General features: G+C 72.4%; 19 protein-coding genes. 4 read left to right on the top strand and 15 right to left on the bottom strand.

Annotated features, from left to right (window positions below; genetic code table 11):
- Window positions 1–17: 17 nt before the first annotated feature.
- The 3 genes from WMF19_RS20090 to WMF19_RS20080 all read left to right on the top strand — a co-directional run bounded on the left by WMF19_RS20090 (window position 18) and on the right by WMF19_RS20080 (window position 3099).
- Window positions 18–1313 (top strand): fatty acid desaturase family protein, encoded by a 1296-nt coding sequence (locus WMF19_RS20090; RefSeq protein WP_437900572.1) that lies wholly within the window; start codon window positions 18–20, stop codon window positions 1311–1313.
- An 84-nt stretch (window positions 1314–1397) separates the two neighbouring features.
- The gene (locus WMF19_RS20085) at window positions 1398–1892 is read left to right on the top strand and encodes a PaaI family thioesterase (RefSeq protein ID WP_437900571.1); all 495 of its coding nucleotides are present in this window, start codon (window positions 1398–1400) and stop codon (window positions 1890–1892) included.
- A gap of 496 nt (window positions 1893–2388) precedes the next feature.
- Window positions 2389–3099 (top strand): hypothetical protein, encoded by a 711-nt coding sequence (locus WMF19_RS20080; RefSeq protein ID WP_437900570.1) that lies wholly within the window; start codon window positions 2389–2391, stop codon window positions 3097–3099.
- A gap of 9 nt (window positions 3100–3108) precedes the next feature.
- Here WMF19_RS20080 and WMF19_RS20075 read toward each other — a convergent pair whose 3' ends face one another.
- The 4 genes from WMF19_RS20075 to WMF19_RS20060 form a co-directional block, all read right to left on the bottom strand.
- Window positions 3109–4119 carry a lipase secretion chaperone gene (locus WMF19_RS20075; RefSeq protein WP_437901652.1) on the bottom strand — a complete coding sequence of 337 codons (1011 nt, stop codon included), beginning with the start codon at window positions 4117–4119 and terminating at the stop codon, window positions 3109–3111.
- Window positions 4120–4172: 53 nt separating this feature from the next.
- Entirely contained in the window at window positions 4173–5084 is a 912-nt protein-coding gene (locus WMF19_RS20070) for an esterase/lipase family protein (RefSeq protein WP_437900569.1), read from the bottom strand.
- A gap of 419 nt (window positions 5085–5503) precedes the next feature.
- Window positions 5504–9694 carry a serine/threonine-protein kinase gene (locus WMF19_RS20065; protein ID WP_437900568.1) on the bottom strand — a complete coding sequence of 1397 codons (4191 nt, stop codon included), beginning with the start codon at window positions 9692–9694 and terminating at the stop codon, window positions 5504–5506.
- A 1-nt stretch (window position 9695) separates the two neighbouring features.
- Window positions 9696–10529: a hypothetical protein gene (locus tag WMF19_RS20060; RefSeq protein WP_437900567.1), complete on the bottom strand. Its 834-nt coding sequence runs from the start codon at window positions 10527–10529 to the stop codon at window positions 9696–9698.
- A 779-nt stretch (window positions 10530–11308) separates the two neighbouring features.
- Here WMF19_RS20060 and WMF19_RS20055 point away from each other — a divergent pair.
- Window positions 11309–11725 carry a CBS domain-containing protein gene (locus WMF19_RS20055; protein ID WP_272098979.1) on the top strand — a complete coding sequence of 139 codons (417 nt, stop codon included), beginning with the start codon at window positions 11309–11311 and terminating at the stop codon, window positions 11723–11725.
- A 96-nt stretch (window positions 11726–11821) separates the two neighbouring features.
- Here WMF19_RS20055 and WMF19_RS20050 read toward each other — a convergent pair whose 3' ends face one another.
- The 11 genes from WMF19_RS20050 to WMF19_RS20000 all read right to left on the bottom strand — a co-directional run bounded on the left by WMF19_RS20050 (window position 11822) and on the right by WMF19_RS20000 (window position 25845).
- Window positions 11822–14614 carry a hypothetical protein gene (locus WMF19_RS20050; RefSeq protein WP_437900566.1) on the bottom strand — a complete coding sequence of 931 codons (2793 nt, stop codon included), beginning with the start codon at window positions 14612–14614 and terminating at the stop codon, window positions 11822–11824.
- Window positions 14611–16794 carry a hypothetical protein gene (locus tag WMF19_RS20045; protein WP_437900565.1) on the bottom strand — a complete coding sequence of 728 codons (2184 nt, stop codon included), beginning with the start codon at window positions 16792–16794 and terminating at the stop codon, window positions 14611–14613. Before WMF19_RS20045 ends, WMF19_RS20050 begins: the two co-directional genes overlap by 4 nt.
- A gap of 302 nt (window positions 16795–17096) precedes the next feature.
- Complete coding sequence (locus WMF19_RS20040) at window positions 17097–17909, bottom strand: metallophosphoesterase family protein (protein WP_437900564.1); 813 nt, start codon at window positions 17907–17909, stop codon at window positions 17097–17099.
- 14 nt (window positions 17910–17923) lie between these two features.
- A complete protein-coding gene (locus WMF19_RS20035) occupies window positions 17924–18274 on the bottom strand; it encodes a BolA family protein (protein WP_437330182.1) in 351 nt (116 codons plus the stop codon).
- Window positions 18275–18397: 123 nt separating this feature from the next.
- A complete protein-coding gene (locus tag WMF19_RS20030; protein ID WP_437900563.1) occupies window positions 18398–19876 on the bottom strand; it encodes a hypothetical protein in 1479 nt (492 codons plus the stop codon).
- A gap of 125 nt (window positions 19877–20001) precedes the next feature.
- Window positions 20002–21018: an ABC transporter ATP-binding protein gene (locus WMF19_RS20025; RefSeq protein ID WP_437900562.1), complete on the bottom strand. Its 1017-nt coding sequence runs from the start codon at window positions 21016–21018 to the stop codon at window positions 20002–20004.
- Entirely contained in the window at window positions 21015–22028 is a 1014-nt protein-coding gene (locus WMF19_RS20020) for an ABC transporter ATP-binding protein (RefSeq protein ID WP_437900561.1), read from the bottom strand. The genes WMF19_RS20025 and WMF19_RS20020 overlap by 4 nt, the downstream gene beginning before the upstream one ends.
- Window positions 22029–22077: 49 nt before the next feature.
- Window positions 22078–23130: an ABC transporter permease gene (locus WMF19_RS20015; RefSeq protein WP_437900560.1), complete on the bottom strand. Its 1053-nt coding sequence runs from the start codon at window positions 23128–23130 to the stop codon at window positions 22078–22080.
- Between the two features lie 2 nt (window positions 23131–23132).
- Window positions 23133–24053, bottom strand: coding sequence for an ABC transporter permease (locus WMF19_RS20010; RefSeq protein ID WP_437900559.1), 921 nt, complete (start codon window positions 24051–24053; stop codon window positions 23133–23135).
- Between the two features lie 263 nt (window positions 24054–24316).
- The gene (locus tag WMF19_RS20005) at window positions 24317–24676 is read right to left on the bottom strand and encodes a glutaredoxin (RefSeq protein ID WP_437900558.1); all 360 of its coding nucleotides are present in this window, start codon (window positions 24674–24676) and stop codon (window positions 24317–24319) included.
- A 200-nt stretch (window positions 24677–24876) separates the two neighbouring features.
- Window positions 24877–25845: a quinone oxidoreductase family protein gene (locus WMF19_RS20000; protein ID WP_437900557.1), complete on the bottom strand. Its 969-nt coding sequence runs from the start codon at window positions 25843–25845 to the stop codon at window positions 24877–24879.
- Between the last annotated feature and the right edge of the window lie 27 nt (window positions 25846–25872).

Raw genomic sequence — 25872 nt, 5'->3', positions numbered from 1 at the left:
CAATCATCACCATGGCCATGACACGCCTCGCTTCGCTCGAGACGCAGAGGACGGAGATGACGGAGCTCACGATGAAGACCGATGATGCGTTTCCCCGCACCGCGCCCGCGGCGACCGACAAGGCCCCTGCCACCACCTCGCTCTCGGCCGAGGATGCCCGGCGGCTGATGGCGGGGATCAAGGCGATCCGCGCCGGCGCCTCGGCCCGGACGGGCGCGGTGGATCTCCGCCATATCAAGCGCCTGTCCCTGCTGGGCCGCGCCTTCTCCGCCCTCGGCTACGCGACGTCGGCGCTCGGGCCCAACCCGATCTCGATGATCCTCATCGCCCTTGGCCGGTTCGCCAGGTGGGTCGTTGTCGCGCATCCGGTCCTCCACAAGGCGTATGACGGCGTCGCCGGCGGCGACCCCGCCTGGAACAGCCGCACGTTCGCGCGGGGCCGGCGCAGCCTGTGGGACTGGTTCGACTGGCTGGACGCCGACGCGTGGCAGGCGCAGCACAACGTCTCTCACCACTGCTACACCGGCGACGAGCGGGACCCCGACCGCGTCGCCGTCAACATGGCGTGGCTGAAGAGCAAGCCGAAGGTCGTCCGCGCGCTCGCGCTGTTCTTGACCGCGTGCACGTGGAAGTGGCTCTACTATGGCCCTGCCACCCGGAGCGCCCTGCGCAAGCGACGCGAGCGCGCGGCCGAGGCCTCGACGGAGGGGCGTGATCGCGCGGCCTGGTCGCCCAGCGTGCTGCTCGACCGCGAGATGCTGCTCCGCTCGTACCTGCCGTATGCCCTCGTGCACTTCGTCCTCCTGCCGCTCGCGTTCCTGCCGCTCGGCCGCGGGGCAGCGCTCGGCGTGCTCGTCAACAGCGTGGCGGCGGAGCTCCTGTCGAACCTGCACAGCTTCGCGGTGATCGCGCCGACCCACACCGGCCTGGATATCCCCATCTTCGAGGGCGCCGCGCGCAGCCGCGAGGAGTACTACGTCCGGCAGATCGTCGGCTCGGTGAACTACGAGAGCCCCGGCAGCGCCGCTGACTTCCTGCACGGCTACATGGGGTATCAGATCGAGCATCACCTCTGGCCGGACCTGCCGCTCCGGCAATACCCCGAGGTCGCGAGGGAGGTCGAGGCGCTGTGCCGGGAGGTCGGGCTCCCGTACCGCAGGGACTCCGTCTGGAGGCGGATCACCGAGATGGTCCGCGCGGTGATCAGCGACGAGGAGGTGCAGGCCGCGCGCGTCGCGATCTCCGACGCCGGCGCGCGCCGCGCCGGGCGGAAGGACGGCGGTGGTCTTGAGCTCGCTGCCTTGCACGGATAGGCTCCGAGGCGCATCGATCGCGGGCTCGCGCGGACGTCACGGGCGTCACGGACGTCGGATTCAGGAACAGGGAGAGAGGGAGTCATGACGACGAATCAGGAACGACAGCTGGTGGTGACGTGGCAAGATCCTGCGCCGGCCGTGGAGAGGGTGAGATCGATGTCCGGCCTCGCCTACCTCACGGCCATGATGAACGGCGAGCTGCCGATGGCGCCCATCGCGAGCCTCCTCGGGCTGCGGGTCACGGCGGTGGAGGCCGGCCGGGTCGTCATCACCGGATCTCCCGGCGAGCAGCACCACAATCCTATCGCGATGGTCCACGGCGGCTATCTGAGCACGATGCTCGACTCCGCGATGGGCTGCGCCGTGCACGCGTCGCTGGAGGCGGGGGTCGGCTACACGACCGTCTCGCTCCAGGTCAGCTTCGTGAAGGCCCCGCGCGCCGGCGGGCCCGAGCTCATCGCCGAGGGCCGGGTCGTCCACCTCGGCAAGCGCCACGCGACCGCCGACGGGACGCTGCGCGACGCCGACGGCACCCTCTACGCCCACGCCACCACGACGTGCCTGATCCTGCGGTGAGCGCCGCCCGCGATGCCCGCAGGGCACGAAGGCGGGAGAGACGGAGAGATGGAGAGACAGAGAGACGGAGAGCGTGGTGGATCGCCGGGCCTGCCCCTGTCAGCGCTCCTCGTCTGCGACGTCTTCCCGGGACGCGGGACTCGGCACCTCGTCCCGCAAGAAGCGGAATCCTGGAGCGACAAACGGGTTGAAGTCTCACGCAAACAGCGAGAAGCCAAAACGCCAAAAGACGCCAAATTTTTATTGTTTTCTTGGCGTCTTTTGGCGTCTTGGCGGTTCATTCCTCTCGTTTCCAAGCTGATCGGTGTTCCAGGAGCACCGAGGAATCCCAGCCGATCGCAGAGAATCGCTGTGCGCTCCTTGCCCTCTGTGCTCACTGCACCTCCCTGGCCGGATGCCGGGCGCTCGATCGACGGGGGCGAAAGGCATGTCCCGGAGGAGGCCCGTGGCTTGCTCTCTCCAGCGCAGGTGCGGTCGATGGCACCGGGAGGGGCGCATGTGGACTTCGAAGACGGGGAGAACCAGCGGTAGGTCAACAAGGGGGAAAGGCGTCGTCCAAGGGCTCGCCGGGCTTCTCGGGATCGGCCTCTGTCTCGGCGTCTCCAGCGCTTCCGCCGCTGGCACGACCCAGGCCGTCTCGCCTCAGACCCCGGCGCAGGGTCGTGCCGCGCCGCCGCAGCGGGCCGCGACCGTCACGCAGCGCGCCCCGCAGCGGGCCACGACCGTCACGCAGCGCGCCCCGCAGCGGGCCGCGAGCGCCACCTACGTCGCGAACCCGCGGAGGGCGCGCTGGATCATCGCGGGCGCGTCGACCCTGGGCGGCTTCTGGGCCGCGTCGGCCGTCCGCGGCGCCGCCCTCTCCCTCGGACAGCCGGAGGTACGGATCCGGCTGGTGCCGCAGTGCTCCCAGGGCGCCTGCTTCCTCGTCCGGCGCCTCGAACGCACCTCGGCCAACCCCGCCTCGCTGCTGATCCCCCTCGCGGGTCCGTGGATCCACCTCGGCACGGGGCGGCCGACGGCGGCCAGCGCGGTCGGCCTCTCCCTCCTCGGCGCAGGGCAAGCCGTCGGCCTGGGGATGCTGCTCGGCGGCGTCGCCATGCCTCGGCAGCTGCGCGTGCCGCTGCAGCGCGGCCAGGTCCTCCAGGTGGGCGCTGCCCCGCTCGTCACCCCCGGCGGGCTCGGGCTCTCGATCAGCGGATCGATGTAGGGGCGGCCGTCATCGGGCGAGACCCAGGATCGCCCCCACGCGCAGCCGCTCCTCGGGCGTGAACGAGCGCTCGAGGAGCGCCTCCTCGGCGGAGCGCCGCGCGTCGGGATCGGCCACCGTCGCCTCGATGTCGGCGCGCGCGCCGGCGAAGGCGTCGAGGCGCTGCCGCCAGGCCGCCCGCTGCCGATCGAGCTCCGCGAGCCGGTCCGCGGCCTCGGGGCCCACCGTCGCGACCCGGTGCGCGTGCATCTCCTCGTCCGAGGCGCCCGCGTCCCGGAGCGCCTGCTCCTCGGCCTGCTGCGCGAGCGGGCGCGTCGCCGCCTCGCGCGCCTCGCGGACGGGCTCCGGGAGCGCCGCCTCGACGCCGGCGATCCGCGCGTCGCGCTCCTCCGGCGAGAGGGCCTCGTCCGCGAGGATGCGGGACTCCTCGATCGCCGCCTCGATCTCCCGCTCCTCGTCGCCGAACAGCCGCTCCGCGGCCTCCTCGCCGAACCATGCGCGCCGGATCTCGCGCAGCGCGGCGAGGCGCGCCGCCGGATCGGCCTCCTGCTCCACGCGCGCGCCGGCGGCCGCCTCGCGGTAGCCGAGGTACCGGTCGAGGAGCGCGATCGCCTGCTCCGCCGCGGGCCCCGCGGCCCGCTCCCGGATCGCCGCGACGATGCGGCCCCTGATCGCCTGCGCCGGCTCCTCGCCGGTGGCGCTGAGGAAGTAGTCGAACAGCCCGAGCAGCTCCGGGCCGACGACCAGATCGCCGCGCTCGTCGACGGTCACCGCGCCGTCGACGTCGGTGCCGCGGAGCGAGGGCGGCGCGGCGTTCGTCGGCGGGCGCGGCGCCGCGGGGGGCCGCGAGACCGACAGCGCCTGCCGGAGGCGCGTGGGAGACGGCGCCACCGAGAGCGCGGGCAGCGTCTCCTTCCGACCGACGCGCGCGGCCCCGTTCGACCGGCCGGAGGGCGCGGCCTGCCGGTGCCGCTCCCCCGAGACGAGGCGCCCCACGCCGATCGTCGCGACGAGCGCCATGGCCACGAGTAGAGCTGTCCTGCGACGACGCACCACGAAGGTCCCCCAGGAGGCTAGAGACCGATGCCCTTCAGCCGGCTCGCGTGCGACCGGAACACGGACTTCGGGTTCGGCCCAGACAGGTTGATAAACCCGAAGAGCTGATTGACCTCGTCGAGGTGGTTCATCCCATAGTCGTCCCGGAGCACCACCCCGAAATGGGAGCTGCACCTGCCCACCATCCCGTCGTTCGACTCCGAATACAGCTTGGAGATGAGCCCGAGCGTCAGGTCGGTCGGATCGATGAGGCTCGTGACGATCGATGTCCCCGACCACGAGAAGAAGCGCACGCCGCCCTCCTCGGCGGGGCCCTGCCCGCACCGGCCGTCGGGCAGCCCGGCCGGGTAACGCGCGTTGAACTCGCGCATCCCGGCGGCGGAGAGCGACCTGACGGCGGCGATCGAGTCCTGGGGCGCCGTGTGCCCGCTGAGCAGGCTGAGCACCGCGCCGAGGCTGTTGGCGAGGAACGAGAGCGCCCCCTCCGCGAACCCGCCCTCCCGCAGGTTCTCCTGGAGGAAACTGGCGAGCTCGGCCCCCTGATGCGGAGACCCGATGGTGGTCACCGAGGCAATGAGATCCGGCCGCACCGCGGCGACATACCGGGCGTCGAGCCCGCCATGGCTGTGCCCGACCAGGTTGACCTTCCCGCTCCCGGTGCGCGCGACGATATCCTCGACCTGCGCGAGCAGCGCCTCCCCCCGCGCCTCGGTGCTGTCGAACTGGGGCACCTCGGTGGCATACACCTCCGATCCGCCGGCGCGCAGCGCCGCCGCGATCCCACCGAAGTAGTCGATCACCCCGAACATCGCCTTGAAGCCGGCCATTCCGTGACAGAGCACGATCGGATACCGCGTCTGTGCATAGCTCTTCATCGCCAGCGCGCCCTCGCCGACCTCGGCGCGCTCGGCGTCCGCCGGCTCGTCCATCGACGCGACGCATCCTTGCGAGAGCAGCACCACGACGGCTCCCGCCGTGCACCGCAATGCGTCAATCCACATTCGGCGCCCGGCCCATCGTTTTCTCTCGACTCTCTCCTGATTTCGAGCGGGTGTGACGGCGGTGGGGAGTGCAGCGCGCGTGCTGGAGGAATGAGCTCGTCTGATCACCTGTCACCTCTGATAGAGTATTTTTTTAATTCGAATCAAGCAGAACTCACAGGCTCTCAGCGCAACAAGCACCTCGCGTATCCTGGACAATCGGCAGGCCGGTGTCCTCCCCTCCACGGGTCACGTCGGTCCAGGCGGCGCGACAGGGCATCAGCGCAGGGGCGCCCTACCCCCCATGTCGCGGCGAGGGCCGGGGAGACGCGGGCGGACGAGGCGGAGGGCGCGAGCCCTCGGGGCGGCTAGGTCGCCGTCGCGCCGAGCGCGCCGAGGACGATGCGCGCGTTCTCGGGCACCGCCGTCAGGAACCGCTCGCGCCGCCGCGGGTCCGCGATCCGCCGCGTCCGCGCGAGCAGGAGCTCCCTGGCCTCCGAGAGCACCGCGGACGCCTCGCCGTGGGCGCCGGACGCCGCGAGCGCCTCGGCGTAGGCGAGCCGCACGAGCGACTCCCCTTCTTCCAGGGATCCGAGCGCCGCGAGCTCGCCGAACGCCGCCCGCGCCGCGCCGAGCGCCGCCGCGACCTCGCCCGCGGCGAGCAGCGCCCGCGCGCGCACCGCCACGGCGGCCGCGCGCAGCCGGGGGGCCACGTGCAGCGCCGCCTCGGCCGCGCGCGCCTCCCGCTCGGCGGTCGCGGCGTCGCCGGAGAGGAGCGCTATCTTCGCGAGGTAGGTCCGCGCCACGCCCTCCATGCGGAGGTCGCCGCGCCGCTGGAACGCCTCCACCGCGCGCCGCTCGACGAGCAGCGCCTCGTCGAGCTTGCCGAGCAGCCCGAGCGCGTGGCCGAGGTTGTGCAGCGCCACCGTCTCGAGCTCGCGCAGCCCCATCCGGTCGGCGGCCTCCAGGGCGGCGCGCAGGACGGACTCGGCCGCCCCGAGCTCGCCGAGCTCGGCGTAGATGAAGCCGAGGTTCGCGCCGATCACGCACGCGCTGCGCCTGTCCCCGGCCTGCTCGAAGGCCGCGAGCGCCGCCTCCAGGCCCTCGAGGCACGCCTCGGGATCGCCGCCGGCCGAGGCGCGGATCGCCCGGAGCTGCTGCGCGATCGCGACGAGCTCGGCGTCCGGCGGCGGAGGCGCGCGGAGGTCCTCGTCGATGCGCGCGAGCAGCGCGTCGGCCTCGGCGTAACGGCCGCCGAAGACGAGCTGCGCGCCGCACTCGCAGAAGCACGCGATCCGGGCGCGGCGCAGCGCGGCCGCGCCGGAGGACAGCGCCCCGGACGCGGCGGACGGCGGCCCCGCGGGCGCGGCGGAGGTCGGCGCCGGCGGCGCGCAGGACGGCGGCGCCGCGGATGCGCGGGAGGGCGGCGCCGCGGACATCCCCTCGGCCACGGCGGCCCACCGCGCCACGCGGTCGACCGCGCCGAGCTTCCCGGCCGCGGCGGCGATCTGGGTGACCGCCCGGAACCACCCGGCGCAGCCGGCGGGGAGCAGCTCGGCCGCGGACGCGCCCAGCTCCTCGGCCGCCGCCAGGTCGCCCGTCCAGACGCTGGCCTCGGCCGCGACCAGCCGGAGCGCGCCGAGATCCTCGCCCTCGGCGCCGCACGCCTCGCCGCACGCAGCGCGCCCGATCGCGGCGCGCAGGTCGTTCGCCTCGAGCGACTGCTCGGCCGCGCGGCGGTACCAGCGCACCGCGCGGCCGGGCTCTCCGCCGCGGCGGAAGTGCTCCGCCACGCCCCCCGGATCGGCGGAGGCGCTCCGCTCGAGCCACGCGCCCGCGAGCCGGTGGCCGAGGGCGCGATCGCGCTCGGTCAGCATGGCGTACGCGGCCTCGCGGACGAGCGTGTGGCGGAAGACGTAGTCGACGGCGTCGGCGAGGCCCGCCGACGCCGAGGCCGGCGCGACGAGCTCGCGGTCGGCGAGCGCCGTCAGCCAGGCCTCCACGTCGGCGAGGCGCTCCTCGCCGCCGAGCAGCGCCGCGACGCCGCGCTTCGAGAAGCGATCGCCGAAGATGCTGGCCGCCCGGAGCACGCGCTTGCCCTCGTTGCCCTCGGCGTCGAGCCGCGCCTCCACCGTGCCGAGCACCGAGTCGGGCAGGAGCTCCTCCTTGCCGCTCGCGACCGCGCGGATGAGCTCTTCCAGGTAGAACGGGTTGCCGCCGGCGCGCTCGACGAGGTGCGCGACCACGCCCTCGGGCACGGGCTCGCCGAGCGCGGCGCGCACGAGCTCCGCGCTCGCGCGGCGCGGCAGCGGGCCGAGCTTGATCGTCTGCACCTCGCGCTCGGCCCACAGGCTCGGGAACTGCCGGTGGACGTCCGGGCGCGCGAGCGCGAGCAGCATGAGCGGGAGCTCGCGGAGGTTCCGCAGCGTCGCGTCGAGCAGGCGCACGGTGGCGGCGTCGCCCCAGTGCAGGTCCTCGAGCGCGAGGAGCACGGGGCGCGCGGCGCACTCGGCGGCGAGCCAGTCCTCCCAGGCGGCCCCCACGCCGTCGCTCATGCCGGTGGCGCTCTGGCGCGCCGCCCGCACCATGCGGGCGTGCTCCGGAGACGGCGCGCCGGTGATCTCGCCGAGGAACGCCGCCGCGCGATCGAGCGCCGGGCCGCCCAGGTGACGCCCGAGCCGCTGCTTCAGCTTGCGCTGCCGCGCCCACGCCGGGTCGCGCGCGCGGAGGCCGGCGGCCCGGCAGAGCACGTCCGCGATCATGCCGAACGGCGAGCCGGGAGAGCCCGAGTCGGCGCGGCCCCAGAGGATCTCGATCGGCTCGTCCCGCTGCCGCAGGGTGGCGAAGAGCTCCAGGCGGAGCCGGGACTTGCCGGCGCCGGGCGGCCCGAGGACGAGCACCGCGCTCGCGAGCGCCTCGGAGATGCAGCCGGCGAGCACGCCGTGGAGCATCGAGAGCTCGCGGGCGCGGCCGACGCACGGGGTGCGCTTCCCGAGCAAGGCGGGGGCGACCTCGTCCACGGCGCGCTCGCCGTGAAGGACGAGCGGCCCGCTCCGCGCCGCGGGTGCGGCGTGCGCGACGACGAAGCGCGGGCCGAGCATGTCGGCGGTCGCGCGGTCGATGCGCACCGCGCGCACCTCACGTTGATCGAGCGGCGCGCGGAGCTCGGCGAGGCCGCGGTCGATGACGTCGCCCTCGGCGAGGCCCGCGGAGATGACGCCCCGCCCCGTGATGACGCAGAGCGGTGCGCCCGGGAGCTCGGCGCGTAGGGCGAGCGCGCACTGGGCGGCGCGCTCGGCGCGATCCACGGCGCTGCCGTGGCCGGACATCATGACGAGCTCCACGCCCGGGACGAGCTGCGTGAGCCTTCCGCCGTGGAGCTCGACGAGCGAGCGGATCTCCGCGGCCCGCGCGCTCGTCGTGGGCGGCTGCGACCTGCTCGATCCGGGCGGCGGCTGCGACCTGCAAGAGGCGGGCGGCAGCTGCGACCTGCAAGAAGCGGGCGGCAGCTGCGACCTGCGCGAGCCGGGCGGCGGCTCGCCAGGGGCCTCCTGGGCCGGCTGCGGCGCCCGGGCTGCGCCGTGGCCGGGCTCGCCGAGGAAGACGAGGCTCACCACGCGCTGCTCGCCCAGGGTGAGGGCGGCTCGGTCGCGCGGGGCGAGGCCGTGGGCCGGCGCGTCCAGCGGCGCGCCGCCCGAGAGCGTCGGCGCGTCGGGCGGCGCGGTCCACCCGCCCCCCATCGCAGCGATCCGGTCGAGCTCGGCCGCGACCTCGGCGCCGTCGCGCGGGCGGTCGCCGGGCTGCCTGGAGAGCATGCGCGCGACGAGCTCGTCGAGCGGCGCAGGCGCGTCCGCGCGCACGTCGCGGAGGCGGGGCGGATCCATCAGCAGCACCCTGCTGAGCGCGGCCATCGGGCTCGCGCCCGCGAAGGCGGGGCGACCGGCGAGGCACTCGAAGAGGACGCACCCGAGGGAGAACACGTCGCCGCGCGGGTCGGGCGCGCTGTGCGCCTCGACCTGCTCCGGGGCCATGTACCCCGGCGTGCCGAGGACGCCGCCGGTGACGGTGACGCGCCCGGCGTCGCTGCTGGGCCGCGCGATGCCGAAATCGACGAGCTTGACCCGCCCGGCGTCCCCGCCCGGGAGGAAGAGGTTGCTCGGCTTGATGTCGCGGTGGACGATGCCGCGCGCGTGCGCGAACGCCAGGGCGTCGGCGGCCCGGCGCACGAGCAAGAGCCCCTCGCCCGCCGGCAGGACGCGGCGCGCGAGGCGCGCGGCGAGGTCCTCGCCGTCGAGCCACTCCATGGCGAGGTAGCGATCGCCTTCCGGGGTGCTGCCGTGCGCGACGTAGCGCACGATGCCCGGGTGGACGAGCGCGGCGAGGAGGGCGGCCTCCCGCTCGAACCGCTCGATCTGGATCTCGTTCCTCAGGCGGACGATCTTGAGGGCGACCGCCGCGCCGCCGAGGCGGTCGTATGCCTTGTAGACGGTGCCCATCCCTCCGGAGGCGGCCTCGCCCTCGACGGCGAAGCGCCCCGCGATGATCTCCGCGTGGCCCACGTCAGTCGTCCATGAGGAACACGGTGACGGAGCCGGGGTTCGGCGTTTTCTCGACGATGAGCTTGCCCGAGCTGCTGCGGATCTTGCCGCGGCAGTTCGGGAAGCTCCCGTCGCTGTTCGGCGCGTCGCACAGGCTGCCGCACGAGCCGGCGACATGGATCGCGCACGTCTCGGGCGACGGCCCGCAGGAGCGCACGAGCGACGAAGGCTCGGGGGGGAGGCACGCGTGGTAGCGGCGCTGCGGCGCGAAGATGTTGCCGTAGTAGGTGGCCTCGCGCCTCGGGTAGGCCGCGCGCTCGCCCTTGTCGGCCCGGAGCTCCTCGCGATCCCCGCGCACGGAGATGCTCACCCTGTGCCCGAGATAGTTGACGCGGGCGAGGACGCAGCCGCTGACCCAGGACCGGCAAGCTTCGTCGCAGGCGCCGCCCTCCTCGCCCCAGCTCGCCGCGAGCCCGAGCTCCCCCGGGAAGGAGAACTCGTCGTCGCCGACGGCGACGGTGAAGCCTTCGCCCGCGGGGAGCGCGCAGCCCGCGACGTACTTCAGCAGGGTGCGCGCGGCCGGGTCACGGAGCGCCTCGGCCGTGAGCGGGTGGCCGGAGAGCGCCTCGGCCGTGAGCGCGTTCGAGATCAGCGCCTTCGACGTCAGCGCGTTCGACGTCAACGCGTTCGACGTCAGCGCGTTCGACGTCAGCGCGTTCGCCGTCTGAGCGGCCTGGGACGCGGCGTCCCCGGCGCCCTCGGCCGGAGCGTCCGGATCGAGCGCCACCGCGCACGCGCTCGCGAAGAGCGCCGCGATGGCCAGGAGGAGTGCAGCCAGCTTCGGCGAATGCTCCATGGATAACGCCCCCCTGGGATGCCCATGCGCGCATGGCCCACGAGCTCCCGAAACGACCGGCGCCGAGGCGCGGGCCAAGGGGTGCGCGCGTCGAACGCCGGTGCGTGATCTTGTTCAGATGCACGAGCCGCGAAGAAGCCCACGAGTCGGAGCGGCCGATGGGGCCATCTCCGCTACAGCGACAAATGGAAAGATGTCACTGATACCCCGCCGGGCAAAGACCGACGCGCACGCAAGGGTCGCTTTTTTTGTGTCGAGGTGCGATCGCTCTGTTGGCGCTGTCGGCGCGAGACTCCCGCTCTGTCCAAGGCATCATGGACAGCGATGCTGGCACCGGGGACGGAGGAGCGATGGGGTGAGGTCGAAGTGCGATTTGTGGCGACATGATGGCCTGTCGCTGACAGCCAACCTTCCGGCCGGGAGGCGCCCCGAAGGCGCTCGGCGGGCTCGATCCATCCGAGCGGACGACGGCCTGGGCCTGCGCCTCCCGGGCCCCCGCGGTCGGCTTCCTGAGCTCCCTCGACGGACCTGCGGGCCGCCGGGGCGGCCGGCAGGAGGCGCCGAGGCCGGCCGAGCGCCGAGCCGACCGGTGCGTTGCGCCCCACGGCCGTCCGCAGCGGTCGCTCGACGGAGGGCGTGCGCGAGGCCCGGCGTGGGCGTGGATCGGCGTGGGCGTGGATCGGCATGAGACGTGGGACGTGTGAAAGGACGGCGGCTGAACGGGCTGCTCGGCGCGGTGCGTCGGCGCGCACTTGACGCCGCTGCGTGTCGAGCATTACATGCCCCGGACCATGAAGGGCCATGCGCGCAATCTGATGACCGAGCGCGTGATCGCTTTGGAGCACGGCACCCCGGTCCTCGACATGTTGCAGCTGTTCGCCAACCATCGCCTGAGCGGCGCGCCGGTCATCGACGAGGGGCACCGCATCATCGGGTTCGTCAGCGAGACGGATCTCCTGGGCGTGCTCCTGCGCAAGGAGTACGCAGGCATGACGGCTGCAGACGTGATGAGCACCCCGCCCATCTGCGTGGACGAGTTCATGCCCACGGACGAGGTGATGACCCTGCTGCGCGCGAACCGGATCCACCACCTGCCGGTGGTGCGCGAGGGGCGCCTCGTCGGGATCATCACCCCGCAGGACATCCTGCGCTATTTCGTGGAGTGCGTGATGCCGCTCCCGCCGACCACCGCCTGACGCCGCGCGCCCGCCGGCGCGAGGCGGCGCGAGGCGCGAGCGGAACCGAGGACACCTGCTTCCCCGCGCGGCGCCCGACGCTGACGCGGCGGTGGGTCAATGTAGACGAGAGGTCACGAACCACTCCGGGGAGATGTACCCGTCGGGGCTCGAGATGGGGATCGTGCAGGTCTCGTCGAGCGCGGTATAGGACTCGATCCGCGTCTCCGTGTCGAGGTATCCGACCGCCGATGCGGTGTTGCACGCATCGTACCCGGGCGGCGCGCCGCCCCCGTCGTCGAAGCGCGCGCACTCGGCGTGGGAGAGCACCGCGTAGTGCAGGTGCGAATTGCCCGGATCGCAGGGGAAGCTGTCCTCCGCCGGACACTCCGTCCACTTGGTGTCGCAATAGAGGTTGTGTTGCCTCGGGATGTCGTCCCAATAGGCGATCTTCCCGAGCGGCGTGTCGGTGCCGACGTCCTGTCCCACGAGGGCCATCGCCAGCTCATCCACGTCGAGGTGCCCGTAGAAGGAGCAGAACCGCTTCTCCTCGCCGTTCTCCTTGAAGCGGTGCTCGACGAGCGCGATGCCGAGGTACTGCGAGCAGTTGATGCCCGCCCGGAGGAGCTTGCCAGGGGCGATCGGGAAGACGTAGGTGCCCTCCGTCCGGCCGCTCGCCTTGCCGATGTCCTCGCCGAGGTGCCGGCCGTCATTCCAGTCCGGTTTGTGGCCTATGTTCTGGATCATCTTGTGGTCGGGAAAGGGGAACTGGAGGGTGCCTGTGGGCGCGATGCACGCGTCGTTCACCCTCTCGTTGATCATGCACCCCATGGGGCAGTAGGTCGCGTGATCGAAGCGGTAGACCCGCGTCCTCTCCCGCCCGTTCTGGCCGTCGCCTTCGCGCCCCTCGCACGGCACCCAGCGCGTCGCCGCGCCGTCCTCGCGCTCGCAATACGCCTTGCAGGTGTAGAGCATCCACGGGTCCCCCGCGGCATTCAGGCCGGGGTTGTGGCCGCAGTAGGCAGGGTCGTTCAGGAGGACGTCATCGCTGTTGTTGCACAGGATCGCCTCCGGGTCGGAGGTGATGTCGCTGCACGTGTTGCCGAAGAACTCCGCGATCGACCTGCAGAACGAGCTCTGGTTCCCGTACGGATCCGGGCCGCAGATCCCGCATGCCGTGCCGCACGAGATCCCCGTGGCGTGCCAGCCGTCGGGGCGGTAGAGCTGCCGATCGCGGCACTCGAACACCTGCCCGCCGCGGCCGCAGACGCTCGCGCCCCGCCGCCGCGACGTCACAGGGACCTCGTTCCCCTGGTAATCGACGATCGCGTCGCAGCGCGACGAGGGGCTCGGCTCGGGCGCCGGATCCGGGATCCCGAACGGCTCCTGAGGATCCACGGAGGAATCGCACACGTCGTGATGCCCCTTGGCGTCGCGCGGAAGGCACGCCTCAGAGCACTCCTGGTACGGTACGGGGCGGCCCACGACGGAGCTCGTGGACTGCGCGGGCGGCGGGCAGTACGTCCAGTCGTCGTAGGCGCACTGGTACAAGGTCCCGACGCGGCCGGTGACCCCGTGTTGCCCGCAGAACAGGTGGCGGCAGAAGCGGTTGCCTTCCGGCCCAACCCTCGTGTACGCCGCTTCGGCGACCGTGGGGCACGCCTCGTCGCAGCGGTCCCAGTCGCGGATCACCTTCGCGCCCTGCTCGGCCTGCGCGCCTTCGGCCTCGTGGAAGTGCATGCCCGGCAGCTCCCGCACGGGCTTGCACTCGCCGCTGCCGCCGAGCGCGGAGCAGTCGCGATAAGGCACAGGGCGGGCGCCCGGCCCGGGGCAGGCGAAGAGCTGCGTCGCCTTTCCCTTGATGCGGATCAAGGGCTCGCCAAAGCTCCGCGCCAGGTCGTTGTTCCAGGGGCTACGAAAGACCTGATCACCGCAGAAGGTCTGGCCTTGCTCGACCGACTTCCATTTCCCGTCCTTGTCCTGGAACTGCTCCGGGCAGCGGCCGAACTCCGCGCCCTCGTCCTCCGGCTTGCCTGGCTCGCAGGGGCGATTGAGGTCGAGCCACCCCGCTTCTCCGCAGATCCATTCGCTGCGGTTGCCGTGGCCGAGGCCGCAGATCGTCTCGCCACACGCGGTCGTGGTCACCTCGTTGTCGAAGCTGTCCTGCACCCCGCGGCAGGCGCTGCAGGTGCCTGCGCCCTGCGCGCACGAGAGCCCCAGGCTCTGCCACCCGTCCGCGGTGCACACCATCTTCACCCCCTCGCTGCCAGCGCCGGTCGGGAAACACACGCGTTGCCCGCACGTTCGCGGGATGTGCTCGCCGCCGGCCACGGGCGGGACCTCGCACGGGCACTCGCTGGTCGCGGCTTCGGTGCACGCCCCGCGCCGGCAGCCCCCCTCGCAGATCGTCCACTCGAGCGGGATCTGCCCCGCGCCCGCGCACTGGTACAGGGCCGCAGGCTCGCCGTTCACGACGTCCGCGCCGCAGAAGGTTCCTGCGCCAGGACAGGAGAGATCACCGCACCTGTTCCCCGGGAAGCTGCGCCAGTTGTCGTTCGCGCCGAGGTCGACGCAGTGATAGGCGATGAGGTCGCGCCCGCACACGAAGCTGTCACACCGGGTGTCCTCGATCGGGATCGCCTCGCCGTTGTAATAAAAGCCGCCGCTGCACGCGCACGCGTCGTCGTTCGCCTGCGCGCCCAGGGGCGGCGCCGCGACGGCGGGCGGGGGCGGCTCCCTGCCGCAGCCCATGCCGGCCACCACCCCGGCGGCGAGCAGCACGGCGAGCGTCCCGAGGAGGCGCACCGCCGGCACACGCCGGAGGTGGCTCGAGACAGGGCTTCGGTGCGACGGACTGCCCTCGACGCGATCGTGCATGCGCTGCATCTCCCGGCTGCTCTCCCAGCTCACTTCGCGATCTTGCGGACGTCCCCCGCCCGGGTCGCCCAGTAGACGAACGCCTCGTCGACGGCGATCGCGATCGCGTCGCGCTGGCCGACGGCGAGCGTCGTCACGGCGCCTCCGGCCTTCGGGACCTTGCGGATCGAGCCGACGCGGTTGGCCCAGTAGACAGCGCCGCCGTCGCCGGGGTCGACGGCGATCCCGGCGGGGTTCGGCTGGTCGTCGGCGAGCACAGTGAGGTCGGCGCCGTCCTTGGCGAGCCGGAACACGAACCCGTTCGGGCTGCTCCAGAAGAGGTGTCCGGCGTCGACGGCGAGGGTGTGAGGCGTGAGGTTCGTCGTGTCCACCACCTGTCCGGACGCGATCTGGCGCCGCTCGGTGCCGTCCTTGCGGAGCTTCACGACGGTGCCGTCGGTCCGGGACCAGTAGAGGTGCTCCGCGTCGCTCGCGAGCGCGCCCCCGGGCTCGGAGAACACGCCGGTGATCTCCTGCGCGCGCTGTCCGCTCGTGAGGGCGTCGACGCGGTAGATCCCGCCCTGGGAGAGCGATGTGAACCAGACCTCGCTGCCGTCGGCGACGACGGCCCAGGGGTCGGGGATCGCGGTGGTGAGGGGGATCGCCGCGCCGCCGGACAAGGGGTACCGGACCACGCCGGATGAGCCGGTGACGACGGCGTCGGCGCCGAGGAGCGCGATGCCCTCGAAGCGGTCGGCGCTGCAGCCCACGACCCCGGGAGGAGCGCCGTTGGCGAGGCACGTCGCGCCGCCGGAGACCTTGTCGACGCGGACGGCGATGCCGCCGGCGTGCTGGAAGCCGACCAGGTAAAGGGCGCTGTTGTCGAGGACGAGGGCCGAAGGCACCGCGAGGCCCGAGGCGAGCGAGGTGGCGCCCGGGGCGCACCCTCCTGCGCCGCAGAGGCCGCCCGCACAGTCGTTGCCGCACGCGCCGCAGTTGAACGGGTCCGAGGCGAGCGCGACCTCGCAGCCGTTCGCAGGCTCGCCGTCGCAATCGGCGTACCCGGCGTCGCACACGGCTTCGCAGGCGCCCGCGACGCAGGTCGCGGCGGCGTGGAGCGCGCTGCAGGTGTTGCCGCAGGCCCCGCAGTTGTTCGCGTCGCCTTCGACGTCTGCCTCGCAGCCGTTCGCAGGCTCGCCGTCGCAGTCGGCGTGGCCGAGGTCGCACGCGAGCGAGCACCTCCCGGCCGCGCACGAGGGCGTCGCGTGCTGGTCGCCGCAGACGTTGCCGCAGAACCCGCAGTTGTCCACGTCGCTCGACGTGTCCCCGCAGTCGTCGCCGCCGCCCCCCGCGCCGTCGCCGTCGAGGCAGAGGCCGAACGCGCGGATCGAGCCGGTGAACGCCGTGCAGCGGGCATGGACGCCGGACATCGCGGCCAGATCGCACTCGACCGCGAGATCAGGCTCGAGCGTCGCGCAGCACGTATCGAGCAGCGCCTCGCAGGGAGCCGCGCTGAACGGCTCGTCCGGGGCGAGCCTCGGACAGCGGCCCGCGTCCGCTGCGCCGCCGAGGTAGTCGAGGCACCGCGCCGCGTCGGACTCCCCCGCGAGGGCGGCGCAGCGCTCGCGCGCCCCCTCGGGGAGCGAGGGACAGCACCGCTCCGACAGATAACCGCAGCTCTCGGCCGCGGGGTCGACGTCGGCGCAAAAGCCGTTGTCCTTGGCGTCGCTCTCCAGGAACTGGTGACACAGCTGCTCGTTGCCCCGGAATCCGGTCGCGTGGCACGCTTCTCTGAGCTGCGCCGGCAGCGCCGCGCAGCACGCGTCGAGCAGGCCGGCGCAGCTCGGGCCATAAGGGACCACCGGCGCCCCGCCCTCACCGGGCCCTCCGGTGCAGAGGTCGACAGCGTTGGCGCTCGCGAGGAAATCGTCGCACGCGGCGTCGTTCTCCTGGCTCGCTGCGGCGTGGCAGCCCGCGACGAGCTCTTCGGGGAGCGCGGGGCAGCACGCTTCGTCGAGGTATTCGCACCCTCGTCGAGACCCGCTCGCCACGGGGGCACACGCGCCGAACGCGGTGCCATCCGCGTTGCACTGCTGCGCGCCGAGCGACCCGTCGGCGAGGAAACAGGCGGACAGGGCGCCTGGCGAACAGATGGCGTCGTCACCGCAATCGGCGCCGAACAAGGCGAGCGCGAGGAGGAGAGCGGGGCGGAGGCGTGAGTCATTGCGACGCATGAGGGTCGAGAATAACGCTAAAGTGCCCCGGAATGAGGTGTCAATTGGAGTTCCCAGCCGACGCACGCCTGAAACCGACGATCGGAACCGGGCATTGGCGCGGATCTCTCGGCCGATTCCCGGCCGGGCCGGCGACGCGCCGCGCTCACGACATCGGCTGAATCGGCGGGCGCCGGCTGAAGCATCCCCTCGAATTTCTCGTGAAGTTCACAGGGAGGTGCGGTGACGGGGAGTGAAATCCCACCCATCTCCCCGCTTCCCCGTCTCCCTGTTCAATTTGCGGCTCGGGCGCCCTCCGCCCCCTACCGCCGGTCGAACTGGTACCGCGCCCGCTCGGCGCCCTCGATCTCCACGACGATGCGCTTCGGGCCGAGCCGCACGACCGCGTGCGCCGCGGCGGGGCGGCCCGGCGCGTCGTCGTCGAGGTTCTCGATCAGGCTCTGGAGCGTCACGTACGGGATGCCGCGGATCACGTCGAGGTGGTTCCAGTGCAGATGACCGTTGAAGACGGCGAGCACGCCGTGCTCCTCGAAGATCTTCCGCATCGCGCGCCGCTCGCGCACGAGGCAGATGTGCGGGCTCCCCTCGAACCAGCGGTTGCCCCGGAGATCCTGATCGGCCGCGCTGTGGTGCATCAGCACGATCTTGGGCAGCGAGGACGCCGCGAGGTCCGCTCCGAGCCAGGCGAGCTGCTCTGGCCCGAGCGAGATGTCGTGATCCTTGCGCTCGCGCGTGTGGAGGACCGTGAAATGGAAGCCGCCGCGGTCGAAGGCGTAGTGGAGCCGCGTCGCCTCGGGTCTGCCCCAGGCCGACAGCAGCTCGGCCTCGCTGAGGTGGACCACGTCGTGGTTGCCGGCGACGTGGAAGAGCTCGGCCTTCAGGCCGCCGAGCGCGGCCATGCAGGCGCCGTAGCGCTCCCGATCGGCCTCGGGCCCCTCGTCCTCGATGTCGTCGCCCAGGTTCACGACGAGATCGGGCCGCGTGACCTCGTTCATCCGCCTCACGAAGGCGCGGGTCAGCGCGGGCGCCTCGCCCGTGAGCTTGCGCAGCTTGCCCCCGAACGATGCCTCCGGGCCGAAGTGCAGGTCCGAGACGAGCGCGACGACGAGCTCCATGCGCGCCTCGCCGCTCAGCCCGACTTGGCGCCGGGCTCCGGCGCCGCCTTGGAGCCGCCCAGGCACGCGGGAGAGCGGAAGTCCGCGCCCCCCTGCCGCTCCCACTCGTCCGGTGTCATCGCGCGGATCGTCAGGGCGTGCAGCCCGGCGCGGAACTCCTCGCGCACCACGTCGTTGACGCGGCGGTGGCGATCGAGCGGGCTCAGGCCCCGGAATGCCTCGCTCACCACGAGCACCTTGAAGTGGGTCTCCGAGCCCACCGGCACGCTGTGCATGCGGCTCTCGTTCTCCACCTCGATGTGCACGGGCTCGAGCGCGCGAACGAGCTTGCCGTGGATCGACTCCTGCTTCGTCCCTGTCGTCATGGCCGCGCGAAGCTTACCCTCCGCCGCGCCGCCGGTCACCCGTGCGACGTGGCCGCTCGCCGACAAAGGGATCGCCCGGCGCCCCGCCAACGGATGAGCCGCACGGCGCGCCCCGGCCGAGCGTCACTTCGCCTGGGGATCGGCGCGCGGCAGACCTCGCTCATCGAACAGGAGAGCGATGTCGACGTGGAACTGCGCCCTGCGAGAGGACGGCGGCGCCTGATGGGAGCTCGGCGGCGCTTGATGGGAGCTCGGCGGCGCGCGATGGGAGCTCGGCGGTGCGCGGTGGGAGCTCGGCGACCGCGCGGAGTGACCGCGGTGCGCCTCGCCGTCCTGCGAGCCCATCGCGAGCACCTCGCGCTGCGGGGATGCCGCGCCTGGCTGCGGGCCGATGTTCTCCTCCCACGGCTGCAGGTCGCGCTGCTCCCACGGCTGCAGGTCGCGCTGCTCCCACGGCTGCAGGTCGCGCTGCTCCCACGGCTGCAGGTCGCGCTGCGCGGCAGGCGACGGAGACACCTGCCGCGGGAGCCCATGCGCCGCCGGCGTATCCCGGCGTGGAGCCTCCCCGGCCTGCTGCCGCGAGCTCGGAACGGCCTGTTGCGACAGCGGCGCGGACGTCTCCCGCGGTGCAGACGTCGCGGCCGGCGCCTCCCGACGCGCGTACGCCCCGGCCTGCTGCGAGCCCACCACCGGTGTATCCCGCCGCGCGTATGCCTCGGCCGGATGCGAGCCTGCCAGCGGCGTATCCCGCCGCACGTAGGCTCCAGCCGCCGGCGATGCCTGCGGCGCATCCCTCCGCGCGTGGGTGCCCCCCCTCGCGGAGGGCGGCGCCGACGCGTCCCGGCGCGCAACCACCGGGCCGGCGGCCGGCGGCGGCGGGAGCGGCGTCGGAGCGGGCAGCTCACGGCGCGCGCGCGACGAGGGCGGCCCCACCATGACCCCCAGGCGCTCCGAGCGCGGCACGGGCGCCTCGCGGGCGCGGTACGCCGCCTCCCCCGGCGCCTCCGCGCGTGAGCGCTCCGGCCGCTGCGCAGCCACGGCAGCCGCCACGCGCTCGCGGTACGCGAGCTCCTGCGCGCCTGCGCTGCGCGGCTCCTGCGCGCCCGCGCTGCGCGGCCCGGAGCGCGGCAGCGGCGTCGCCTCGGGGTCGCGCCGCGACGACGGGGCCGCCTTCATCACCCCGATGGTCATGCGCTCCGAGCGCGGCACCGACGCGCCCTCGTCCGCAGGCATCATCGAGTAGCGACCGGGCGTCTGCTGCCGTGAGCGCTGCTTGCGGCTCTCGCGCGCCGCCGTGGCCAGCATCGCCCCGAGCTCGTCCTCCACCATCGCCTCGTCGACCCGCACGAGCGTGCTGACCACGTCGCGCGCGATCTCCTCGAACGCCTCGGGAGCGAGCGCGTAAGTCGACGACGTGACCACGATGACCACCGGACGACGCTCTTCCGCGAGCGCGGCGGCCATCGATACAGGGCACGCCTTGACGATGATCCCCACATCCATCGCCGCCGTCTGGCAGCGCTGGAGCAACGCCTGATCGCCGCCGATGAGGAGGGCCGTCGGGATCTGGGCGCGAAGCGTGGCGTCGGAGATTCGCGGCATCGGTCCAGGGATCCTAAACCCGCTGCTGCACGCAGAGGTCAGGAAAATCCTGTCATCGGACATTCCACGTCATGTCTGGACAACGAGCTCAGCCGATGTGGGGTATTGCGCGCCGCCGGATCACATCACGGATGCGTAGGTGCCGTGGGCAACTCGGTGAGATGGCACGCGGCCCAGTGCCCAGGGCGACGCTCCTCCAGCGGAGGGGCCTCGGCGCTGCACCGGTCCATCGTATAGGGACAGCGTGTGTGGAAATGGCACCCCGACGGCGGGTTCAGCGGACTCGGCACTTCGCCGACGAGGGGCAGCCGGCGGCGCGTGCGCTCCACGTCGGGATCCGGGATCGGGATCGCCGAAAGCAGGGCCTGCGTGTACGGATGTTGCGGTGAACGGAAGAGCTCGTCTGGACGAGCGCGCTCGACGATCCGGCCGAGGTACATCACCGCGATCTCGCTTGACAGGTGGCGGACCACGGCGAGGTCGTGCGCGACGAACACGTACGTGAGCGAGAGCTCGCGCTGGAGCGACGCGAGCAGGTTGACGATCTGGGCCTGGATGCTCACGTCGAGCGCGCTGACCGGCTCGTCCGCGATCACGAGCCTCGGCTTCAGGGCGAGCGCGCGGGCGATGCCGATCCTCTGCCGCTGGCCGCCGGAGAACTCGTGCGGATAACGCCGCATGTACGAGGGCGACAGCCCGACGAGCTCCATGAGGCGCGCCACCTCGCGGAGCGCCTCGTCGCGCGACGAGACGAGGCCGTGGGTGGAGAGCGGCTCGGCGATGAGGTCGTGGACCGTCATGCGCGGGTTCAGGCTCGCGTACGGGTCCTGGAAGATCATCTGCATCTCGCGGCGCGCCTTCCGCAGCGCGCGCGGATCGAGCGACAGGATCTCCCGGCCGTCGATCTTCACGCTCCCCGACGTGGGCGGGACGAGGCGGAGGATGCCCCGGCCCGTCGTCGACTTGCCGCAGCCGGACTCGCCGACGAGGCCGAGCGTCGCGCCGCGCTCGACGTCGAACGAGACGCCGTCGACCGCGCGCACCGTGCCGACCTGCCGCTGGAGCAGGCCGCGGCGCACCGGGAAGTGGACCTTGAGATCGCGCACCGAGAGCAGCGGCGGGGGTGTTGCGGCGGTGGTCATGGCGCTCGTCCTGCGACGTCCTCGACGTGGCACCGCACGACGTGCAGCGCCTTCCTGTTGCCCTCGCCCGAGACGACGCGCGGCGGCGGCGCCTCCTCCCGGCACGCCGCGATCGCGTGCGCGCAGCGCGGGTGGAACGGGCAGCCCGACGGCAGGCGCGCGAGCGAGGGCGGCATCCCGGGGATGGGCACCAGGTCCGCGCCGCGCGCGTCGTCGAGCCGCGGGATCGAGCGCGACAGGCCGATCGTGTACGGGTGCCGGGCCGCGTGGAAGATGGCGCCGACGGGGCCCTCCTCGACGATGCGCCCGGCGTACATGACCGCGACGCGATCGGCCATCTTCGCCACGACGCCGAGGTCGTGCGTGATGAGGAGGACGGCCGCGCCGAGCGCCTCCTTCCGCTCCCCGATCAGGTCGAGGATCTGCGCCTGGATCGTGACGTCGAGCGCCGTCGTCGGCTCGTCGGCGATCAGCAGATCCGGGTCGCACAGGAGCGCCATCGCGATCATCACGCGCTGCCGCATCCCGCCCGAGAGCTGGTGCGGGTAGTCGTCGATCCGCGACGCCGCCGCGGGGATCCCCACCGCCTGCAGCATCTCGACGCTGCGCCGGCGCGCCTCGGCGCGGCCCATGCCGCGGTGGAGCTCCAGCACCTCGATGAGCTGCTCGCTCACCCGGAGGTAGGGGTTCAGCGACGTCATCGGGTCCTGGAAGATCATCGCGATCCGGTCGCCGCGGACGCGCTCCATCCGCGCCTCGCTCGCCTCCACGAGGTCCTCGACGACGCCGCCCTCGGACTCGAGCAGGATCTGGCCGCCGACGATCCTGCCCGGCGGGTCGGGGATGAGCCGCAGGAGCGAGAGGCTCGTCACGCTCTTGCCCGAGCCGGACTCGCCGACGATGCCGAGGACCTCGCCGCGATCGAGGCTGAAGGAGATGCCGTCGACAGCGCGGACCACCCCCTCCTCGGTGAAGAAGTGGGTCTTCAGGTTCTTGACCTCGATCAGCATGGCAGCATGGTCCGTGCCGGCGCGCGTCCCGGGAGGGGCGCGCCGCCCTTCAGTCCTTTCGGATGCGAGGATCCAGGGCGTCGCGGAGCCCGTCACCGAGGAAGTTGAAGCAGATCAGCGTGAGCGCGAGCATCAGCGCCGGGAAGATGAGCTGCCAGGGGAAGAGGTCCATCGCGTCGGCGCCGGTGGACGCGAGCAGGCCCCAGCTCGACAGCGGCTCCTGCGTGCCGAGGCCGAGGAAGCTGAGGAACGCCTCGGTCATCATCACCTCGGGGATGGTGAGCGTCGTGTAGACGATGATCGGGCCGACCGCGTTCGGAACGAGGTGCCGGAAGATCAGCGCGGCGTGCCCGACGCCGATCGAGCGCGCCGACTCGATGAACGGCTGGCCGCGCAGCGAGATGACCTGGCCGCGGACGATGCGGGCCATCGTGAGCCAGGAGATGCCGCCGAGGGCCGCAAACACGACGACGATCTGGAAGACGGGGAAGTAGCTCGGGTCCGACGGCTCCTTGACGAAGAGGCCGAGCGCGACCTTCCAGGCGCGGTAGAGGACCGTCTGGTCGTTCGCGAAGAAGACCATGAGCAGGATGACGAGGATCAGGAACGGGAACGTGTAGAGCACGTCCACGATGCGCATCATGATCGCGTCGACCTTGCCGCCGAAGTAGCCGGCTACCCCGCCCCAGCTCACGCCGATGACGAAGCTCACGAGCGTCGCCACGATGCCGACCGCGAACGAGATGCGCCCGCCGAAGAAGACGCGGGCCATCAGGTCGCGGCCGAAGTAGTCGGTGCCCATCCAGTGGGCGAGCGACGGGGGCTGCGCGCCGAGCTTGAGATCCGCCTTGTCGTACCGGTAGCTCGACAGCTCGGGGACGAGGACGCAGGCGAGGATCATCGCGATGAGCACGACGCCGCAGGCGACCGCGGCGCGGTTCTTCCGGAGCCTCCGCCACGCGTCGCGACCGAGGCTCGAGCCCTGCTCCAGCGCGTCGAGCCGCAGCGGGCCGGCAGGGCTTGGCGCCGCGCCGCCCGCGCCGCCGGGGACAGCGGGCGGATCGCCGGGGGCGGCGGGCTGCGGGAGGGCGGCGTGGAGCATGGTCAGCGCAGCTCCACGCGCGGGTCGATGAAGGCGTACGCCACGTCGACGATCGCGTTGAAGAGCATGAGCAGGAAGCCGTAAACGAGCATGACCCCCATCACGAGGTTGTAGTCGCGGTTCGTGGCCGCCTCGACGAAATAGCGGCCCATGCCGGGGATGTTGAAGATCTTCTCCACGACGAGGGAGCCGACGAGCAGGCCGCTGAAGCCGGGGCCGAGGAAGCTCACGACCGGGAGCAGCCCTCCCCGGAGCGCGTGCTTCAGGACGACCTTGCGCTCGGAGAGCCCCTTGGCGCGGGCGGTGCGGATGAAATCCGAGCGGATCACCTCGAGCATCCCGCCGCGCGTCAGCCGGGCGATGTAGGCCGCGACCGGGAGCCCGGCGCAGATGACCGGCAGCACCATGTGCCGCCACGTCTCCCAGCGCGCCACAGGGAACCAGTAGAGCTTGAGCGAGAAGACGAGCATGAGCAGCGGGGCCAGCACGTACCGCGGCACGCTGAGGCCGACCATGGCGATCCCCATGGCGGCCGTGTCCTTCCAGGTGTTCTGGCGGATCGCGCCGACGATGCCGAGCGGGATGCCCATCGCGAGCGCGAAGAGCATCGCCCAGAAGCCGAGCTGCATCGACACGGGCAGGCTGAGGGCGATGATCTCGTTGACGGTGCGGTTCGGGTACTTGAACGTCGGGCCCAGATCGCCTCTGGTGACGAGCGCAAGCAGCCAGTCGCCATACTGCTTCAGCACCGGATCGTTCAGGTGGTACTTGGCGTCGAGCTGCCGCTGGACCTCGACGGGCACGGCCCGCTCCTGGTCGAACGGGCCGCCCGGAACGATGCGCACCAGGATGAACACGAGGGTGGCAACGAGGAAGAGCGTGGGAATGATGGAGAGCAGCCGCTTGATGGCGTAGGTGCTCACGGCGCGCCGCCTCCCGGCTGTCGAGCCGCGCCGTTCACCTCGTCATCCCGCCGCCTTCCGTGGATCCCGAGCGATGTCACGAGGTGCCTCCGTGCTGCCTTCCTTCAGCGCGGCGACCGCCGCGAGGGCGCGCCGCGCCTTCCCGCATATCATGGAACCGCCGGTCGACCGCGGCGTTTCGCGCGGCGCGACGTGAGGCGTGGAGCGCCGCGGCCGAGGCGGCCTGCGCGCTGTGCTCGGCGTTCACCCGCGCCTGATCAAGGCTACCCCTTGAGCTTGCCCTGGTCGCGGAGCTTCACGAGCTCCGCATAGCCGCCTTCGAGGACGCCGCCGACGAACACCATGGGGAACGTCGGAAAGCCGGCCCAGAGCTTGATGGCGAGCCGCTCCTTCCACCTGGAGAGGTAACTCCCGTACTCCAAATAGGTATATTTCACGCCCTCTCCGTCGAGCAGCTGGCGCGCCTTCTTCACGAAGGGATTCTGGGCCATCCCGACGACGACCACCCGGTCGCGGCTCACCGTCGCCGCGACCTCGTCGATGATGGACCGATGAAAGCCGGCGAGCTGCGATTTCACCGTATCCGAGACATTCTCGGGAGCAAGCGTGGGACGTTCGGCCATGGAATGAGCACCTCCGCGCCGGCAGCGTACCGGCCCGAAGACGATAAGGTCAACGGCCGGATCGCCCAGACACGGCTCGAGTACAGCGCACGTCTGCACGCCTGAGCGAGGACCCTGGAGACACGGAGCGCCCGCAGCGGGGCCGCACTCCGCAGCTCCTCCGTGCCTCGAATCGAACCTCCGCGCGACGGTTCCGTCCGCTACGGGATGAGCAGCACCTTCCCCGTCGTCGCCCGCCCGGCGAGCGCGCGGTGCGCCTCCGCCGCCTCGGCGAGGGGGTATGTGGCGCCGATCGAGATCGCGAGCTCGCCGCGCTCGATCGCGCCGAGCACGTCGGCGGAGCGCTCGAGCAGCTCCTCGCGCGTCGCGGTGTAGTGGACGAGGCTCGGCCGCGCGAGGTAGATCGACCCCTTCTGGCTCAGGATCTGCGGGTCGAACGGCGGCACCGGGCCGCTCGACTGGCCGAAGAGCACCATCATGCCGCGCAGGCGGAGCGCGCCCAGGCTTTTCGCGAACGTGTCGCTCCCGACGCCGTCGTACACGACGTGGACGCCGGCGCCGCCCGTGAGCCGGCGCGTCTCCGCCTCGAAATCGGCCTTCGTGTACAGGATCACCTCGTCGGCGCCCGCGTCTCGCGCGAGGCGCGCCTTCTCCTCGGTCGAGACGGTGCCGATCACGCGCGCGCCGAGCCGCTTCGCCATCTGGCACAGGAGGAGGCCGACCCCGCCCGCGGCCGCGTGGATGAGGCACGTGTGGCCGGGCCCGAGCGGGAACGTGGAGCGCACGAGGTACTGCGCCGTGATGCCCTGGAGCATCGCGGCCGCGGCGCGCTTCGCGCCGACGCCCGCGGGCACGGGGACGAGCTTCGCGGCCGGGATCCGGACGTGCGTCGCGTACGAGCCGGGGCCGCCGGTCCACGCGACCTCGTCCCCTTCCCTCACCTCGGTGACGGACGGCCCCACCGCCTCGACGCGCCCCGCGCCCTCGAGGCCGAGCGGGATGGGCGGCGCGAGTATGTACTGGCCGCTCCGCTGGTAGATGTCGATGAAGTTCACCCCTGCGGCCTCGACGCGGACCACGGCTTCCCCCGGGCCCGGCGTGGGCGTGGGGAGCTCCTCCAGCGTCATCACCTCGGGGCCGCCTGCGGCTTTCGGTTGGATCGCGAGCATGCTGCCCATGTTGTCGAGCCGCGCTGG

The organism is Sorangium sp. So ce124, assembly GCF_051525235.1.
GTDB lineage: Bacteria > Myxococcota_A > Polyangia > Polyangiales > Polyangiaceae > Sorangium > Sorangium atrum.
Note: the sequence above shows the minus strand (reverse complement) of the source record. Positions and strands in the feature narration are given on the sequence as shown.